Raw genomic sequence first — 17703 nt, forward strand, 5'->3', positions numbered from 1 at the left:
CGTTCGACAAATAAATCGCCAGAAGGGGATCGGGTAACAAAGACGTCATTGGCCACCCATGCTCCCCCGTTCGAGTACCCGAATAAAGCGTCTTGTTGAGTTTGTGGGGACAAAGCTTTCGCCGATGTGTACCGCTCCTGAGCGTTCATGCCGAAAACCTATTACGAAGCCTGGCACCCCGCACGAGTAGGCGGTACTCGTATTTGGACGACACAACCCTTACCAGGGATACGAACGTGGCGTAAATTGTTGGTCTCAACTGACGTGGTGCTCCCCGTGCGAGGATAGCGAACCCTGCTCTTGCCGCCCTCGACCAATAAGTGCCTGCTCACACATGCTTCGCGAGCGGCGACGGCAGTCGCAGTACCTCCCCCCGTTACCTTTTTCGTAGCCCCGCTCCTGTTGCAGGATGAGGGTGTGTTGGCCGGTCGGTCCCGGCATGGTTTCTGCCCCCAGTCGTTCATGATCCGGGGGGTGTTGTCACCGGGACCGGCCTGGCGGCAGTTGATCGCTGATAGAGGCACGACGACGGGTCCTTCGTAACGTGTATGCCGACACCTGCCGCCGTTGACCAGCCAGCACAGGACTGTGACGCGCGAACAAGGGAGCGAGTGTGGCGGTGATTCTGGATCAGCAGGACATAGACGTATTTATCGGTTTGGACGTCGGGAAATCCGGCCACCATGCCGTGGCCCTGGGTCGCACTGGGAAGAAACTCTTCGACAAGGCACTGCCCAACGACGAAGCCCGGCTGCGGGAGATCCTGGATTCCTTGTCCGCCCACGGGAAGATCCTGCTGGTCGTGGATCAGCCGGCGACGATCGGAGCGCTGCCTTTCGCGGTCGCCCAGGCATCCGGAGCAGCTGTTGGCTACCTTCCGGGCCTGGCGATGCGCAGGATCGCGGACCTGCACCCGGGCCAGGCCAAGACCGATGCCAGGGACGCGGCGATCATCGCCGAGGCCGCCCGCACCATGCCTCACACACTGCGATCCATCGCCGTGGATGATGAGACGCTGGCCGAACTCGCCGTGCTCTGCGGCTTCGACGACGACCTCGCCGCCCAGATCACGGCCACATCAAACCGGATCCGCGGGCTGCTGACCCAGATCCACCCGGCCCTGGAGCGGGCCCTGGGCCCGCACCTCGATCACCCGGCCGTAGCGGACCTGCTGACCCGGTATTCCACACGGGCGGCACTGAAGACCGCCGGCCGCGGACATGTCAGAGCCCGTTTGAAGAAACGTGCACCCCGCGCCGCAGAACGCCTCACGGACGCAATCTTCGCTGCCCTCGGAGAACAGACCGTAGTGGTCGTGGGCACCAGCGCCGCAGGGGTCGTACTGCCGAAACTGGCCGAACAGCTGCTGGCCCTCCGCCACCAGCGCGATGACATCGCCGCCCAGGTCGAAGCCCTCGTGGAGGCCCACCCTCTTCACAAGGTCCTGACCTCGATGCCAGGCATCGGAGTCAGGACCTGCGCCCGCATCCTCACCGAAGTGACAGGCAAACACTTCGCCAGCGCCGCCCACCTGGCCTCCTACGCCGGCATCGCACCCGTCACCCGGCGCTCCGGGACATCCATACGGGGCGAACACACTACCAGGCGCGGGAACAAGAAACTCAAACGCGCCCTGTTCCTCTCCGCCTTCGCAGCCCTGAACCACCCGCCGTCGCGGGCCTACTACGACCGGAAACGGGCCGAGGGCAAACGACACAACCAAGCCCTCATCGCCCTCGCGCGCCGACGCTCAGACGTCCTCTTCGCCATGCTCCGAGACGGAACCCTCTACCAAGACCCAGAACCAGAACCAAGGAACCTAGACTCAGCAGCTTGACGAAAACCATAGAGGCCCCCCCAAAAAAAGCAGGCCCCGAGAACTGATCGGGTGCACTAGACAGCCCTGTCAGCGATCGAAATAGCCATCTTCTTTTCTGGCACGTATCTGGGCAAGGTATGCTGCAGAAGATAGAGCCGGACGAATCCCGCTGTAGCGCGGAAGGAATTGACTCATTGCGCCGAGGGTCGAGACCGGAGGCGCTCGCAGGCGCGTCATGCCACCCTTATCGGACATAGGACAGTTGAAGCAAACACGTTGGAGAGCGGCCGCCGGGGCGGTCACTTTGATCCTAGGGCTATGCGTACTCGCAATCCATCTGTACGTTAGCCCGACTGTCGAAAAGCCAACATCCTCCGACGTTCTGTTCGTGCTTGCGCCTTCCTATGATCGCATTTCTCTAGCAGAGAACATGATGGAGGCAGGTTTTGCCGAAACTCTTGCCGTGTCCAGTCCTACCTCGTCAGAGACAGGACGACCAGCGGTATGCGACGAAAAGCGTAAGTACAAAGTCATATGCTTCTCTCCCGACCCCGTCACCACACGGGGCGAAGCTCGGGAACTGCGAGCTCTGTCCCAAGAAAACGGCTGGGACACGGCCAGTGTCATAACGGCGACATTCCATGTTTCGAGGGCCCGCCTAATTTTTCAACGCTGCTTCACTGGCGACTTAAGCATCATCGCAATAGACACGACGATGCCAGTTGTATCGCTGCGGGACGCGAGAGGGTCGTGGCTATACCACATTGTCTATGAGACTGGTGCGTTCGCGAAAGCGGCCATCGACCCAACCTGCTGAGGACAATAGCTGTGGGCGTACCGCTGGGGGCATAGTTGAGCCGAGTCAGCAGACTCGCTAATAGACTTTGCAGCCGAAATAGTCCTCCGTTGGCGGATCCTATTCGACGGTGACGCTCTTGGCGAGGTTGCGGGGCTGGTCCACGTCGTAGCCCTTCGCTGCGGCGAGTTCCGCGGCGAAGATCTGCAGCGGGACGGTGGTCAGCAGCGGCATGAGCAGCGTGGGGGTCTCGGGGACGTAGAAGACGTACTCGGCGTAGGCCTTGACGGCTTCGTCGCCTTCCTCGGCGATGACCAGGGTCCGGGCACCGCGGGCGCGGACTTCCTGGATGTTGGAGACCACCTTGGCGTGCAGCGAGTCACGCCCGCGCGGGGACGGGACCACCACGAACACCGGCTGGCCTTCATCGATCAGGGCGATGGGGCCGTGCTTGAGCTCACCGGCGGCGAACCCTTCGGCGTGGATGTACGCGATTTCCTTGAGCTTCAGCGCGCCTTCCAGAGCCACGGGGTAGCCCACGTGCCGGCCCAGGAACAGCACGGACTTCTCGTTCGCCATGGACCGGGCCAGTTCGCGCAGCGGGCCGGCGTTGTCCAGGATCTTCTGGATCTTCGCGGGGATCTTGTTCAGGTCCGCGAGGACGTCCTTGATCTGGCCGGAGAAGATGTTCCCGCGCAGCTGCGCCAGGTACAGGCCCAGCAGGTACGCGGCGGTGATCTGGGCCAGGAACGCCTTGGTGGAGGCCACCGCGATCTCCGGGCCCGCGTGCGTGTAGAGCACGGCGTCGGATTCGCGCGGGATGGTGGAGCCGTTGGTGTTGCAGATCGAGATGGTCTTCGCGCCCTGTTCCCGGGCGTACCGGACGGCCATCAGGGTGTCCATGGTCTCCCCGGACTGGCTGATGCAGACCACCAGGGTCTTCTCGTCCAGGATCGGGTCCCGGTAACGGAACTCGTGCGCGAGCTCCACCTCGGTGGGGATCCGGCACCAGTTCTCGATGGCGTACTTGGCCACCATGCCCGCATAGGCGGCGGTGCCGCAGGCCAGCACGATGATCTTGTTGACCTGCTTCAAAAGCTCCGGATCGATCCGCAGCTCATCCAGGGTCAGCTTGCCGTCCAGGTCCGACCGGCCCAGCAGGGTCTGCGCCACGGCGTCGGGCTGGTCATTGATTTCCTTCTCCATGAACGAGGAGAAGCCGCCCTTTTCCGCCGACGCCGGGTCCCAGTCCACGTGGTATTCCTTGCCCTGGGCCGGGTTGCCGTAGAAATCGGTGATCTCAACACTGTCAGCAGTGATGGTCACGATCTGGTCCTGGCCCAGCTCCACCGCTCGGCGGGTGTAGTCAATGAACCCGGACACGTCCGAGCCCAGGAAGTTCTCCCCCTCGCCCAGGCCCACCACCAGCGGTGAGTTACGGCGCGCGGCCACGACGACGTCGGGCTGGTCCGCGTGGACCGCCAGCAGCGTGAACGCTCCTTCAAGGCGCTGGCACGCCAGTTCCATGGCCCGGGTCAGGCCACCGTTCGCGGTGTCCCCGCCCAGCTGGTTCCGCAGGATGTCAGCCAGCAGCGCGGCAGCGACCTCGGTGTCCGTCTCGGACAGGAACGTCACACCCTTGCCCAGCAGCTCGAGCTTGAGCTCGGCGAAGTTTTCGATGATGCCGTTGTGGATCACGGCGAGCTTGCCGCCATCAGCCAGGTGCGGGTGCGCGTTGCGGTCCGTCGGGCCGCCATGGGTCGCCCAACGCGTGTGACCGATCCCGGTCACCGCCTCCGGCAACGGGTGGGCCTCCAGCTCACCAATCAGGTTGCTCAGCTTCCCGGACTTCTTCCGCGACTCAATGCTCCCCTGGGACACCACCGCCACACCGGCAGAGTCATAACCGCGGTACTCCAGGCGCCGCAGTCCCTCAAGGACAACATCCAACGCACTGTGACCATTAATTGCACCGTCAACCGAACGGCCTACGTAACCCACGATTCCACACACAAGACAATACAGTACAGCCTGTATATCCACGGCAGAATTATGGGGACGTTTACTCGGCGACGGCCTCCGGTAATCCGAACAACGCGTCTTTTCGACAACTCCCCGGAAAAGTTATCCACGACACCGTTTGGGCTCAGGCGGAGTTCGAGCCTTCCTACACGAGCCTCACGATCAGTTGCTGTCCCCATCTCGTATATATGCTGAGCTGGACTCATCATCGTCCACCAGTGCGGTAGGCCTAAAGATCAATGCCAGCACCGTCCGAAGATCAAGTCACTGATAGCCAAGGTCTAGACTGAAGTGACATGTAATGAAAGCGCCCAGGAAGCAGGAACAATAATTGCGGGACAAAATCGATGCCACCTTCCGCTCTGTCAATACAGATCAGTGGACGCTCGAAGTTTCGGAAAATGCCTCTGAGAACGCGCCCCTAATCTGCATTCCTACAATCCACCCCAGGGGCGATCAAAGAGTCCTAAGGTGCGCACAAGCTGCGCTCAGATGTGGCTATAGAGTTAAATTTTTCTGGCTCGGCGAGGGGAAAGCAAGCACCGATTCCATTGCTGCTGAAGAGATATTTAGCCGCGCCTCATCATTCAAGCAGCGCCTTATCCAGCTTCCCAAGGTCGCACTAAGGGCCCACAAGGAAAATGCCCAGGCATGGCATATTCACGACCTCTACATGCTTCCTATCGCCTTAGTCTGGGCTACTCTGACAAGGGGGCGAGTTGTATATGACGTGCACGAATATTACTCCTCATACTATGTCTCGAAGATATCGGCGCCACAACCCGTGAAGACCTTCGCCAGCAAACTAATCGACAATTTCCAAGTGTGGGCCGCAAAGCGTATCGGCGGAGCAAACGTTGTCGCAATGGCCATGTCCGTCAGGTACAGCGAGGCTGGGGTTCCGGTTTCCGTATCCCCGAATTTTCCTTTGAGGAAATCTTACGACAAAGCCGCAGTTTCAAATGACGTGGCACGCTTCCGCCGAGTCATTCACACAGGCACACTGAGCGAACCCTACGGCATGAAAAGCATTGTAGACCTTGCCGTGCTATGCGAGCAGCGTGGCTACGATGTCACCATTGACCTTGTACGAAGATTTCCCAATGCCCACCAAGAAAAACTCTTCGTGGAATATGTCAACGAGCGCGGATTCCCCGGCAATCTACGGCTAATCCCAGCGGTTACTGCCGATAAGATCCCCACCCTTCTGAGTTCATACGGCATCGGACTGTCCATGATCACAAAAACGGGGCAAAATGACCTTGCCGTTCCAACCAAGCTATACGAATACGCCCTGATGGGGCTTGCTATTGTGGGTACCGACAGGACAGCCCAGAAGCAATTCGTTGAGGAGTACGCTGTCGGGAAACTTTGCGGAGAGCAAGATATCGAAGGTCTTGCGAATGCAATCTATTCATTTGGCCGCGCCGAACAGGAAGAAATCGTAAAAATTGAAGGGGCGGCAGCGTTGGCGAAGACTAAGCTCTTCTGGGATAACGGACCTGAGACCGACGTCAAAAGACTCCTGACCGAGGTCTTTCCCCTCGCTCAATTTGATGAGGCGAAACGTCGAGGCTAGAAGCGCAAAGGAAGTTCACCGCGCTCCGCCTCCCCTCAAAACAATTATTGCGTATGCGCAGTAAAACAAGGTCAGGACGATCGAAGCCGCCCAGATCATTGCCACGGGGCTCTGCGAGAGAGCAGCTGTCGCCGAAGTAACTCCTAGGAGCGCAACAAGCCTGCTGGCGTCCCAAAGAAGTTGGTGCCGCGAACGACCTTGCAGTACCAGTAACATGCCAAAGGGGCCAATCACAACTTGCGCGGCCACCATGAGTCCCATAGCCGAAAGATAGTCCCGCGACAATGACCAGTCCCCTCCTAAAACAATTTCGAGCCAATTCTCGGGAACCATTAACATCGCGATAAGTGCCAAGCATCCAAGTGGCGAGAGACGAATAAGCCACCGTTTGAATTCAAGTCCTACTGAATGTCCCTCGCGTATGAGCTCAGACATGCGACTGATAACGACCGGGCTAAGCGATGCGACAATCAGCGCGGCCGGCGCAAGGCCAATCCGTTGGGCAACCGTGAGTTGCCCCGTGACTTCGACACCGAAGAATGCTTGAGTAAGGAGCGGGTACATCCATACGGTGCAGATGTTTATGAGGGCTGCTACCACCAGTACCGATGCCTGTCGGAACAGTTGACGTTTTCGAGGGCGCCGATTCCAGCCAAGTTCCCCAGGTGCGAGGGGATCTGCCCTGCGCAGAAAGAGCATTTGTGTTGCTGCGCTTAGAATGTAACCAGCAGCGATCCCCAATTGCATTCCGAAACTCGCGATGGCCGAGATTCCGGAGGCAAGTTGAATCCCGGTTTGCCCTGCACCTTGAAGAGCTTTAGCTGTGGGAATACCCTTGAGGTTCTTCCTTCGTGCAGCAATCTGCATCAGTAACCCAACACCTGCAAGCCCCAGCACAGTTACGCCGAATAATAGCGCATTCAGAATGTCGAATCCAGAAAAAAACCAGAATGCTAATACTGCAAAGCTAGTAGTTACACCTGTCGAAATTGATGCACACTTGATCAGCCATGTTATTGTTCTTCCTTCGGCGGCTGGAATTAGCGCTTCAAACCGAAAAGTCGCCACAGTACCTAAAATACTTGCAGCCGCCAGGAAAGTGCCTGATACCCCTATTTCATATGGCGAGTACAGCCGCGTCAACAATGGAGTGCTTACCAGCACAATACCTTGACCGAAAGCAAGCCCCAAAAATATATGAAGGCTCGCCAGTCGGCCCCACAAAGCCCCGAACTTCCTCATTTTCTGAACTTTCCTAGGGGCGGCGCAGCATTCCTCTGACTCCAGGGAAGTACAGCATGGGTTGAAAGGATAGGTCCGCTGACGCTCCTGAGATCAATATGAGACGAGCATCGCATGCTAGAAATACCGGTGCAGTGTCTTGATCAACAAGTTGGTAACGATCAAGCGAGGTGCCTCATTGTGCGTAGGCTGGACAACATATTTCAAGGCAGAAGCCATCCTTTAGCCGAGTGGCCCTATGTCTACCACGCGTCGAGTTACTGCCGACTCGAGAACCGCTTCAGCGACGCGCAGTGTATTCAAGCCGTCTTCCATTGTCACGATGTCGCTCCGTATACCGAGCACTGCGTCCCGGAATGCCTCATGTTCGGTTCTGAGCGGCTCCGGTTTCGCGATTGCCAACCGAGTCACGTTTCCCTCCGAAACACCCCTAAATGCCGCCATCGAATCCCACTGAGTGGCAACGGTGCCATTTTCAAAAAACGTCAAATCAGCTGTTAGCGTGTCAGCAACAAAGGCTCCATTTTCGCCAGTTACTATTGTGAGTCGTTCCTTCATAGGCGAAAGCCAGTTGACCAGGTGATTGGTTATGATGCCCCGTTTAAGATGGCCCGTGGCCGCAACCATATCCTCATGCGCTCGACCGCTGCGAGTTGTCGTCCGCGCAAAAATAGATTCAAATCTGCTCCTGGCTAGCCAAGCCGTCAAGTCGATGTCGTGAGTTCCAAGATCCTTAACGACACCAACATCAGCGATACGGGCAGGAAAGGGCCCTTGCCGGCGGGTGGCAATTTGGTAGACCTCGCCCAATTCACCCGCTTCGATTCTCGCCCGCATTGACTGTAGCGCCGGATTGAACCGCTCGATGTGCCCGACGGCTCCTACAAGATCTCTCGCTTGAAATGCTTCCACCAATCGCTGCCCTGCCTGGACGGTTGAGGCGATGGGCTTTTCAATAAGGGTGTGGATGCCGGCCTCTGCCAAAGCCAGTCCAACCTCTTCATGAAGACCCGTCGGGACTGCGACCACCGCCATATCAATACCTACGGCGACCAGCTCGCTGACAGAAGAGAGGACCTTAAGGTTTCCCGCAGCACCATGAACGTCCCCCTGTCCGTCCGCTACCCCTACGAGCTCTATTCCTTCTACTTCCCTAATCACACGAGCATGATGACGTCCCATCATGCCTAGGCCAACAAGACCAACTCGTAGATTTGCCATTACGAACCAGCCTCGACTAAAGCATTCACCGCGGTGACGATTCTCTCCAAATGTTCCGAGGTGAGAGATGGGTGAACCGGCAGTGAAAGGACCTCTTTAGCTGCAAGTTCTGTGTTGGGTAGGTTTTCCTGTCGAGTGAAAGACGGCAAGCGGTGATTGGGGACCGGATAATATACGCCCGAACCAATTTTGTACTCGGCTCGTAGGGCCTCAGCTAGGCCATCCCGGTCTTCCGGCACACGGATGGTGTACTGATGGTAAACATGCTCCGCCCCCGGCGCCACTTTAGGGAGACCGACCCCGCTCAGGTTCTGAGACAAGAACTCTGCGTTCGCCTGCCGCTTTCTGGTCCACATCATTACCTTTGTAAGTTGAACTCTTCCAATGGCGGCATGGAGATCAGTCATACGAGCATTAAATCCCACAATTTCATTTTCGTACTGCTTTTGCATGCCTTGGTTTCGGAGAAGTCTTAGGCGGCGTACAACATCTTCATCCGACGACGATACCATTCCGCCTTCGCCCGAAGTCATATTTTTGGTCGGGTAAAGACTAAACATTGCGAATTTCCCAAAGGTGCCCACCATGTTCCCCTCCAAACTAGCCCCATGGGCTTGTGCGGCATCCTCGTAAATATCGATCCCATGCTCATCTGCCAGGGATAAGAAGCCGGGCGCATCAAACGGATGTCCATAAAGGTGGACCGGCATTATGCCTTTTGTCCGCTCGGTGACGAGTGATCCCACATGGTGAACATCCATCGTGTAGTGGTCCAGTTCGATGTCTGCGAAAACGGGCGTCGCGCCTGTGAGGGCCACGGAATTAGCCGTTGCGGCGAATGTGAAGGAGGGAACAATAACTTCATCCCCCGGTCCCACGCCGGCGGCAAGGAGGCCGAGGTGGAGACCGGAAGTACCTGAATTAACGGCGACGGTTGGACGTCCGTCGAGCAGTACTTGGGAAAACTCCTTCTCGAAGGCAGCAACTTCTTCCCCTTGCGCGAGCATCCCTGATGCCAGGACAGAGTCAACTGCCGCTCGTTCCTCTTCGCCGATCAACGGCCTAGCCGCCGGAATGAAATCATCAGTCATGCTGTTCCTGTACCTCTCTCAACGTTTCTCCGTCTTCGACATATCTGTCACCCGTGGAAGGACAGACCCAAAATTGCTCATGAGGTAAAAGAACCTGTCCGGCCTTACCAACCCAGCCACGTCTTCGCGCGGGTACTCCGACCATCAGGGCAAAAGCTGGCACGTCTTTCGTAACAACGGCGCCGGCCGCGATGGTCGCCCAGCGCCCTATGGTTAGCGGAGCCACGCACACCGCCCGCGCACCGATAGAAGCGCCTTCCCTGACAACGACACCTACCGGCGACCAATCTTCCGAACTCTTCTGAGATCCATTTGGGTTTACAGAACGCGGGTACGTGTCATTAGTGAGAACCACACCTGGTCCAACGAAGACCCCGGACTCTAGCAGGGCGGGTTCGTAGACCAGCGCGTAATTTTGGATCTTGGTGTTCTGGCCGATGGTAACTCCGGGGCCAACGTAGGCCCCTCGTCCAACTATGCAGTTTTCACCGATTAATGCTCCCTCGCGCACTTGTGCAAGGTGCCAGACTTTTGTTCCAGCCCCGAGAGTCACTCCCTCAGAAACATCAGCGCTCGGTGCAATGCTTATCGTCATAGTGATCCTCTTGTGAAAAGATGTGTCAAATCTGCGGCCGGTGTAAATGATGGGGTCGCTTTAAAGCTGCCCAATTACACGATAGGTCGCACTCTTCCAATTCTCTTTCGCACTCACGCGCCGACCGTCTACGACCACCTTTACCCCAGGCAAATCGGCTTCCGTCAAGTCACGATATTCGGCGTGATCTGCCTGTATTACCGCAGCGTCCACCGGTTGTCCGAGGGTGTGTGCTCGAAAACCCATTTTTTCTAATTCCTCATCGTTATAGAGAGGATCATGGACTGAAACCGAGGCGCCTCTTGATTCAAGGGAACTAACAGTGTCAAAAACTCCCGAGAAAGCAGATTCCTTTACACCGCCGCGGTAGGCGGCGCCAAGAACAACGACCTTTTGGTCCTTCAACTCCCCGTACGCACCCTCCAGCAAACCGACCGTATATTCCGGCATTCCGGCGTTTGCTTCACGAGCGGCGCTGACCACGGTCGCGTGAGGATCGTTCCAGAGATAGAGCCGTGGGTAGACAGGAATGCAGTGCCCTCCCACGGCGATACCCGGAGTATGAATGTGGCTATAGGGCTGAGAGTTCGCGGCCTCGATCACACTATATATATCGATGCTTTGGGTAGCAGCGAAACGTGCAAATTGGTTGGCTAAACCAATATTCACGTCGCGATAGGTTGTCTCGGCCAGCTTCGTCAGCTCGGAAGCCTCCGCGGAGCCCAAGTCCCATACGCCGTTGGGCCTACCCAAGTCATGACGTTCATCAAAGTCCAAAACGGCCTCGTAAAATGAGACGGCCTTTTCAGCCCCGACTTTGGAAAGGCCCCCAACGAGCTTGGGATACTTTCGCAGATCCGCGAAAACCCGCCCAGTCAGCACACGCTCGGGCGAAAAGACCAGATGAAAATCTCGGCCCTCTACCAAGCCTGACCCAGCTTCTAAAGCTGGTTTCCATCGAGTACGGGTAGTTCCAACAGGCAGCGTAGTTTCATAAGAGACCAAGGTGTCTGGGCTCAAGTACTTCGCCAGCTCCGCCGTTGCGTCATCCATCCACGTGAAGTCCGGCTTTGCGTCTTTGTCGACGAAAAGTGGTACCACAACGACAACGGCGTCCGCGTCTGGGACGGCCTCTGCGTAGTCCGTAGTAGCTCGAAGGTTTCCATTCCCCACCACTTCGGCTAAGTTTTCCTGAAGGTATGCCTCTCCTGGGAACGGTTCAAGCCCACGATTTATGTGATCGACCGTCGCTCGATTCACATCGACACCCACAACTTCATGGCCCTTGGACGCAAACTGCACTGCCAGTGGCAGCCCGATCTTTCCTAATGCAATCACTGCAATTTTCATAGCTTGACCCGCTTTCATTGATGCAAATTCTCGATATCCGCGACTAGTTAGCATCTAGCGTGCGGGAACGCCTTTCACTATGGATCCAGGAGCAACATCCCTAACGACGACGGCACCTGCTCCCACGACGGCCCCAACACCGATGTGGAGTCCCTGGAGGACTACAGCGCCCGCACCTATCAAGGCGCCCTTATCGATCTCGACATCCCCTGAGATCACAGCGCCGGGATTCACGGACACAAAATTGGCTATCTTGACGTCGTGCCCGATAACAGCGGCTGGATTTAGATGTACGTGCGCTCCCAATGTGACATTGGTTGAAATCTGCACGCCACCGCACACCACAGAACCCGCACCTATCACAGAAGCAGAGCCCACCACAGATTTCGGGTGGACTAGAGCGATGCTCGACATACCGAAGTCCATAAGCCGGCCCGCAATAATCTCCCGCACGCTTGGTTTTCCTATTCCTACAACAAACATGGCATCACCGTGGGCAGAAGGCAGATTCTGAACAGGACCTAAATAGCTATATCCCTGGCGTGCGAGAGCCGTGAGGTGTACGTGACTAGGTTGATCGTCGACAACTCCGAGCAAGTCAAGCTGAAGCTCCTCGCAGCCACCATTGATAGCAGTTACTACATCAACTGTTTCTCGACCAAAGCCCCCGACGCCCGCAATAACAATTTGGTGGACGCCTCCAGATGCTCCACGTCGGGCATTCTCTTCGACATCGCCTGAAGAGTTCTTTCCATACAACGAGTTGCGTTCGCTAAGCACCTGCACGCCGTATGCCCGTGCGTTGAAGATGACTATGTGACGTTGACCTTATGAAGTTGAAGGTACGTCGAGAGGCATCATTGATGGTGTACTCAGCGGGGACTGAAGGTGGCCCATCTGCATCGAACTGGGCCAGCGTGACCCGAACTGAGTCGATTATCGCAGCCGTACTCAACCCGGTAGTTATAATTCCACCCACGTCCAAAGACTCAGGCCGCTCGATAAAATCACGCAAAGTAACTGCCGGGAATTTTAGAAGGAGCGACTCTTCGCTGATCGTTCCACTGTCCGATAACACTAGCCGTGCAGACTTTTGAAGGCGCACGTAGTCATTGAACCCAAAAGGCGGATGAAAACGAAGCCCGGTCTTAAGATCATCTGGTTGAGTTTCAAGACGTAGTCGTGTGCGAGGATGTGTCGAGATCAATACCGGCAGATCGTAAGCTTGAGAGAGCACGTTCAGCGCTCGAAGTACTTCTTCCAATCTCGCGGGGTTGTCCACGTTTTCCTCGCGATGGAGGCTTACAAGGAAATATTGTCCCTCCTGCAAACCCTGGTCAGCCAGAACGGTACTCGTTTCGAAGGCTGCAGCATTCGCCTCAAGAACCTCACGCATCGGTGACCCGGTAAGCAGTATTCGAGAAGGATGGATTCCTTCGGCTATTAGGTTTCGACGCGCGTGCTCTGTGTACACCAGGTTGTAGTCCGAGACATGGTCTACCAAACGTCGGTTGACTTCTTCCGGAACGTTCTCATCGAAGCACCTGTTCCCGGCTTCCATATGGAAGACGGGGATCTTGAGTCTTCTTGCCATCACGGCTGAGATACAGCTGTTGGTATCTCCGAGAACCAGCATGGCATCCGGCTTTTCTTGAAGCAAAATCTTCTCCACCGAAGACAAGATGGACCCCAAGACCGCGCCCAGCGAGGAAGTGTCCGCCTCCAAGAAATGATCAGGACGGGGCAGTCCTAGGTCCTCAAAAAATACTTCGTTAAGTTCATAGTCATAGTTCTGGCCCGTGTGCACCAAAACATGCTCTGTAAAACGATCCAGTCGACGAATCGTGGCAGCGAGTCTGATAATCTCCGGCCGGGTCCCAACTACAGTAAGAACCTTGAGCCTGTCGCTCCGATCAGTCATACGTCCTCCGCAAAAGTATCCGGTGATTCAGGATCAAATAACTCATTTATCCAAAACGCCGTGTACAAGATATCAGTGCCAATATTGGAAATACTATGGGGCCACATTGTGGGCATATCGATAGCAACGGGCTGTCGCCCATCAACCTTGACTCGAATGACCTCGTCGTCAAATAGACGACGCATGGAAATTTCGCCCGAGCCAGACAAGACAGTGAATCGCTCGATCTTGCGGAGATGAAAGTGCTGACCCCGTGTAATCCCCGGAACTGTGGTGGAGAAGGATGTTTGACCCGAACTCAACTCAGACTTTACTATCTCAAAAAAAGAACCCCTTGTGTCCGCATGCCGACTAAGGTTGAATACCCTGTCCTCGGGGCGCAAGTACGACCTATACGTATTAAAGATGTCACGGTCGAATGCTGTGTTCAACCTAGGGATAGTGCCGTCGCTATAGGTATCAGCAACAGTTTTGAGATGCGATAGCAGCTCACTTACATGTAACTCGACTACGCATGCATCCATGGAATCAAGTCTGCGTACACCAACAGCTAGTTCAGCGGCGTACTGTGCATGCATGAGGGAAAGTATTTTGTCGCTCTGGATCTGGGGCTGCTCTCCACGGGCCAGCAAGTGACAAAAGGTAGCAGTGACAGAGTTGTAGAAGGGCTTTCCGTGTTCACCGAACAGGTTGGGTAGCTTTAAATCAATAAACTCTATTCCCAGCCGCTCGGCAGCCTCCCCTAAAAGCCTTCCGGCCTCTTCCTTTGCAACGCCATAAACGCTTTTATTACCAGCCTGGATGGAATTAGCGTAAACAACAATGGAAGGAGGTGTCTTGCAACGTGTCAAAACTCGTACCAACTGCTCCGCGAATCTGACGTTACCGCTGGTCACTTCGGCCTCGGTACCTCTGTTGACGCCAGCCAAGTGAATGAGCCGGTCAACACCATCCACCTGACCGATTGCCTCGTCTTCGTTGAATGCGTCTCCAACTAATACTGCATCTACTTCTTGACCCAAACTGTGAAGCAAAGCGCGGGTGTGGAAGCCCAAAAAACCGCCAGCACCAGTTAGAGCGGTGCGAGACAAAGCCGTCATGCTATTGGCTCAAGTCTCTTGACGAGATTTGCCGCCTTGAGTTCATCCCGAACTTCCGGGAGCGTCAACAGTAGCTTTTCAATCTCAGGAACAGTCAACTGATTTGTCGTATGAGAATCATAATCAGCATAAGCAGCCTGCTCTCGAACACCCTCGGTGAAGTAGAGCTTATAATTCAGGTCCCGCTTATCCGCCTTGATCCGAAAGTATTCACCAAGGTCCTCTGCGCGCGTTAACTCCTCGCGTGTTGCAAGAGCTTCCGACGCCTTCTCAGCATGCCTGGTGCCAATAACTTCGATATCGGGAGTTACTTCAAAGAGATTGCAGATGGCCGTAGCAAGGTCACCAATTGTCGAGGCGGGCGCCTTTTTCACGAACAGGTCGCCCTGCGAGGCATGGTGAAATGCGAAGTCTACGAGATCGACAGAATCTGCGAGGGACATCAGAAACCGGGACATGGAAGGGTCAGTGATGGTGATCTTCTTTCCGTTCTTTATCTGACGAATGAATAGCGGAATCACCGATCCGCGTGAGTACATTACGTTCCCATAGCGAACACACGACACCACGGTTTCAGTGTCAGGATTGTTGAGGCCGTACGACTGAGCAACCTTCTCCATCAGAGCCTTGGTCATACCCATTGCGTTCACCGGGTAAACAGCTTTATCTGTTCCCAAGCAGACAACAGACCGCACATGGTTAGCATCGGCGGCGCGAACTACATTCTCGCTGCCGGCAATGTTCGTCCTGACCGCCTCCATCGGAAAAAACTCGCATGAAGGCACCTGCTTCAACGCAGCTGCATGGAAGATGAAGTCAACATCGCGACTTGCTCGATGGACGCTGTCATAGTCACGCACATCGCCGACGTAGAATTTCAACCTTGCATCACTCATTTCGTGACGCATAGCATCCTGCTTGGCCTCGTCACGACTAAAAATTCGAATTTGTTCAACATCGCTTGCCAGAAGTTTCGCAGCAACCGTATGACCAAAAGAACCGGTACCCCCGGTAATTAGCAGCTTCTTGCCCGAATAATCACTACGACGCATTTGTTCGTTCCTCAAACTTCCGACTCCGGGTCCTGGTCTTTTTGTTTTCATCCGCAACCGCCGACAGACGGGCGATAATCTGGTCAGTGCCACTACGGGCACTAAGTTCATCCCGATAAAACTGTTGAGCCTTACGGGACATAGAATTAAGATCCGCAGAGCTCTGCGCTGCTGCAGCTCGAAACGCCTGAGCTAACGAGGAAGGATCCTCAGGTTCCGCCACAAAACCCACCTCGTATTGTCGACAAATTTTCGCGAGGTCCCCGCCCACGGTTGTGATCACAGGAACTCCATGAGCCATCGAAGCCTGGAACTTGGAAGGTATCGTCATTCGGAAAACGTCCCGGTTCTTTAAGGTGACGAGTTGGAAGTCAGAGCTCTGATAGACCTCTGGCATAGCCTTCGCATCAATCCGGCCCATGAACCTCACGTTGTTCGCACCCAATTTTCGGGCCAGCGATTCAACCTCTTCTTCAGCAACTCCTGAACCATAAATGCTCACGCGGATTTTGAGTTCATTCTGAACCAGAGCGGCAGCGCGAACGATTGTTTCGATATCCTGCATTGCTCCAATGTTTCCTGCGTATACGCAGTGAAGAGGCTCGTCTCTAGCCCCGGCACCGGCGGGGGGAACTGGATCTACATCAGAGACGTGCCAATTGTAGGTAACGCTAACCTTGTGAGACGGTACTCCTCTATCGATTAGGGCCTGTTTCATGCCGGGAGAAATAACGACTATGTGGCTTGCCTGGCCGTATAGCGGCTTCAGTCCGGCGCCGATGGCACTCTGCAGCAGCCGGCGGAGGATTGCCGGTCTCACCATCCCCGAATCGACTACCGACTCCGGCCACAAGTCTTGTAGGTGAATGACGTAGGGCACTCGCCGTGTGACCTTTAGGAGCAGGGCGGCTACGGCCGCGGTCATCGGCGTTCCGTAGACGTACACAACATCACATGAACCCAAAAACCCGCTGCGTCGGGAGGAGCTAAGCGCGAAACTGAGAAATGAGCAAATTCTTCTAACAGCGCTTCGGTCATGACTCAGGAAGCTTTTTACTCTAAGCAGATCCGCGTCGTCGCGAGACTCAAAGGAGGATCCTGCTGTTTTGAATCCAGGGTAGATCTTACCCGTCGGGTAACTTGGATAGCCCGTCAGCACATTTACTTTTGAACCAGTACGGACTAGGGCCTCTGCGAGTGTTTTTGGTATGAGCACAGGTTCAGGGTCATACCATTGCGAAACAATTCCTACTAACACGCGTTCTTCCCCACTACACGTCCTGTGCTTTGTTATGAGCGGATCTTCTCTGGAACTCTGGCATGGTGACGCTCCCCTCAGCTGATATGCCGTGGCGACCAACTACAGACTTGATAGTCAAAAATAGAACATGCAGATCCATCCAAAGCGTTCTATTGTCGACATAGAAAACATCTAAGCGAAACTTCTCATCCCACGACAACAGATTACGACCTCGTACCTGAGCTAGCCCGGTTATACCTGGGCGCACTAGATGGCGACGATTTTGCTCTGGGGTATATCTGTCCAAGTAACTGACGAGCAGCGGCCGCGGTCCCACCATGCTCATGTCCCCTTTGAGAACGTTCAGGAGCGTGGGAAGTTCATCGAGGCTTGTCGATCTGAGAAAGGTACCGAACCGAGTTAGGCGTTCCGCGTCAGTTACACGTCCACTTGATGTATCAACTGGCATCATGGTTCGAAACTTCATGAGCATAAAGGTTTGACCGAAGCGCCCGGGGCGTTCCTGTTTGAACAAAACAGGTCGGCCTAGTTTACGCCAGACAAGAGCGGCCACCACAATTTGAACGGGGGCAGTGATGACTAGTCCGGTGGCCGACATGACGACGTCAATTATTCGTTTAGCACTCTCAGACGACAAATTATGGAGAGACATAT

Annotated in this window: 15 protein-coding genes; 3 read left to right on the forward strand and 12 right to left on the reverse strand. The window is 55.5% G+C overall.

Annotated elements, in window-relative coordinates; genetic code table 11:
* Positions 1-625: 625 nt before the first annotated feature.
* Positions 626-1837 (forward strand): IS110 family RNA-guided transposase, encoded by a 1212-nt coding sequence (locus tag ACTAQI_RS11720; protein WP_457951043.1) that lies wholly within the window; start codon positions 626-628, stop codon positions 1835-1837.
* 898 nt (positions 1838-2735) lie between these two features.
* Here ACTAQI_RS11720 and glmS read toward each other — a convergent pair.
* Positions 2736-4628, reverse strand: coding sequence for a glutamine--fructose-6-phosphate transaminase (isomerizing) (gene glmS, locus ACTAQI_RS11725; protein WP_457946035.1), 1893 nt, complete (start codon positions 4626-4628; stop codon positions 2736-2738).
* Between the two features lie 340 nt (positions 4629-4968).
* Here glmS and ACTAQI_RS11730 point away from each other — a divergent pair, with 340 nt between their 5' ends.
* Positions 4969-6216, forward strand: a complete 1248-nt coding sequence (locus ACTAQI_RS11730; protein ID WP_457946036.1) for a hypothetical protein — start codon at positions 4969-4971, stop codon at positions 6214-6216.
* 15 nt (positions 6217-6231) lie between these two features.
* Here the strand turns inward: ACTAQI_RS11730 and ACTAQI_RS11735 are convergent, their stop codons facing one another.
* From ACTAQI_RS11735 to ACTAQI_RS11760, 6 genes are all read right to left on the reverse strand, one after another.
* Entirely contained in the window at positions 6232-7458 is a 1227-nt protein-coding gene (locus ACTAQI_RS11735) for a hypothetical protein (RefSeq protein ID WP_457946038.1), read from the reverse strand.
* A 222-nt stretch (positions 7459-7680) separates the two neighbouring features.
* Complete coding sequence (locus ACTAQI_RS11740) at positions 7681-8679, reverse strand: Gfo/Idh/MocA family oxidoreductase (RefSeq protein WP_457946039.1); 999 nt, start codon at positions 8677-8679, stop codon at positions 7681-7683.
* A complete protein-coding gene (locus ACTAQI_RS11745; protein WP_457946041.1) occupies positions 8679-9770 on the reverse strand; it encodes a DegT/DnrJ/EryC1/StrS family aminotransferase in 1092 nt (363 codons plus the stop codon). The genes ACTAQI_RS11740 and ACTAQI_RS11745 overlap by 1 nt, the downstream gene beginning before the upstream one ends.
* Positions 9763-10365: a DapH/DapD/GlmU-related protein gene (locus tag ACTAQI_RS11750; RefSeq protein ID WP_457946042.1), complete on the reverse strand. Its 603-nt coding sequence runs from the start codon at positions 10363-10365 to the stop codon at positions 9763-9765. The genes ACTAQI_RS11745 and ACTAQI_RS11750 overlap by 8 nt, the downstream gene beginning before the upstream one ends.
* A 60-nt stretch (positions 10366-10425) precedes the next feature.
* Positions 10426-11715 (reverse strand): nucleotide sugar dehydrogenase, encoded by a 1290-nt coding sequence (locus tag ACTAQI_RS11755; protein ID WP_457946043.1) that lies wholly within the window; start codon positions 11713-11715, stop codon positions 10426-10428.
* 54 nt (positions 11716-11769) lie between these two features.
* Positions 11770-12345, reverse strand: coding sequence for a NeuD/PglB/VioB family sugar acetyltransferase (locus ACTAQI_RS11760; RefSeq protein WP_457951044.1), 576 nt, complete (start codon positions 12343-12345; stop codon positions 11770-11772).
* On the opposite strand from ACTAQI_RS11760, the gene ACTAQI_RS11765 reads away from it, so the two are divergent.
* Positions 12280-12456, forward strand: a complete 177-nt coding sequence (locus tag ACTAQI_RS11765; protein ID WP_457951130.1) for a hypothetical protein — start codon at positions 12280-12282, stop codon at positions 12454-12456. The genes ACTAQI_RS11760 and ACTAQI_RS11765 overlap by 66 nt on opposite strands.
* A 31-nt stretch (positions 12457-12487) precedes the next feature.
* Here the strand turns inward: ACTAQI_RS11765 and wecB are convergent, their stop codons facing one another.
* Genes wecB through ACTAQI_RS11790 form a run of 5 tightly spaced genes read right to left on the reverse strand, consistent with a single transcriptional unit; the run spans position 12488 to position 17701 of the window.
* On the reverse strand, positions 12488-13636 hold the full coding sequence (wecB, locus tag ACTAQI_RS11770) for a non-hydrolyzing UDP-N-acetylglucosamine 2-epimerase (RefSeq protein WP_457946044.1): 1149 nt from the start codon (positions 13634-13636) through the stop codon (positions 12488-12490).
* Positions 13633-14727 (reverse strand): polysaccharide biosynthesis C-terminal domain-containing protein, encoded by a 1095-nt coding sequence (locus ACTAQI_RS11775; protein WP_457946045.1) that lies wholly within the window; start codon positions 14725-14727, stop codon positions 13633-13635. The genes wecB and ACTAQI_RS11775 overlap by 4 nt, the downstream gene beginning before the upstream one ends.
* 5 nt (positions 14728-14732) lie before the next feature.
* Positions 14733-15788 (reverse strand): polysaccharide biosynthesis protein, encoded by a 1056-nt coding sequence (locus ACTAQI_RS11780; RefSeq protein ID WP_457946046.1) that lies wholly within the window; start codon positions 15786-15788, stop codon positions 14733-14735.
* Positions 15778-17046, reverse strand: a complete 1269-nt coding sequence (locus ACTAQI_RS11785; RefSeq protein ID WP_457946047.1) for a glycosyltransferase family 4 protein — start codon at positions 17044-17046, stop codon at positions 15778-15780. The genes ACTAQI_RS11780 and ACTAQI_RS11785 overlap by 11 nt, the downstream gene beginning before the upstream one ends.
* A gap of 13 nt (positions 17047-17059) precedes the next feature.
* The gene (locus tag ACTAQI_RS11790; protein ID WP_457951045.1) at positions 17060-17701 is read right to left on the reverse strand and encodes a sugar transferase; all 642 of its coding nucleotides are present in this window, start codon (positions 17699-17701) and stop codon (positions 17060-17062) included.
* Positions 17702-17703: the final 2 nt, after the last annotated feature.

The sequence above is a fragment of the Pseudarthrobacter sp. alpha12b genome, from assembly GCF_054130495.1.

Coding starts and splice junctions, on each gene's coding strand:
- wecB (WP_457946044.1), bottom strand. CDS start 13,636: ATGACTGATCGGAGCGACAGGCTCAAGGTTCTTACTGTAGTTGGGACC.
- ACTAQI_RS11735 (WP_457946038.1), bottom strand. CDS start 7,458: ATGAGGAAGTTCGGGGCTTTGTGGGGCCGACTGGCGAGCCTTCATATA.
- ACTAQI_RS11745 (WP_457946041.1), bottom strand. CDS start 9,770: ATGACTGATGATTTCATTCCGGCGGCTAGGCCGTTGATCGGCGAAGAG.
- ACTAQI_RS11790 (WP_457951045.1), bottom strand. CDS start 17,701: ATGTCTCTCCATAATTTGTCGTCTGAGAGTGCTAAACGAATAATTGAC.
- ACTAQI_RS11780 (WP_457946046.1), bottom strand. CDS start 15,788: ATGCGTCGTAGTGATTATTCGGGCAAGAAGCTGCTAATTACCGGGGGT.
- ACTAQI_RS11740 (WP_457946039.1), bottom strand. CDS start 8,679: ATGGCAAATCTACGAGTTGGTCTTGTTGGCCTAGGCATGATGGGACGT.
- ACTAQI_RS11750 (WP_457946042.1), bottom strand. CDS start 10,365: ATGACGATAAGCATTGCACCGAGCGCTGATGTTTCTGAGGGAGTGACT.
- ACTAQI_RS11755 (WP_457946043.1), bottom strand. CDS start 11,715: ATGAAAATTGCAGTGATTGCATTAGGAAAGATCGGGCTGCCACTGGCA.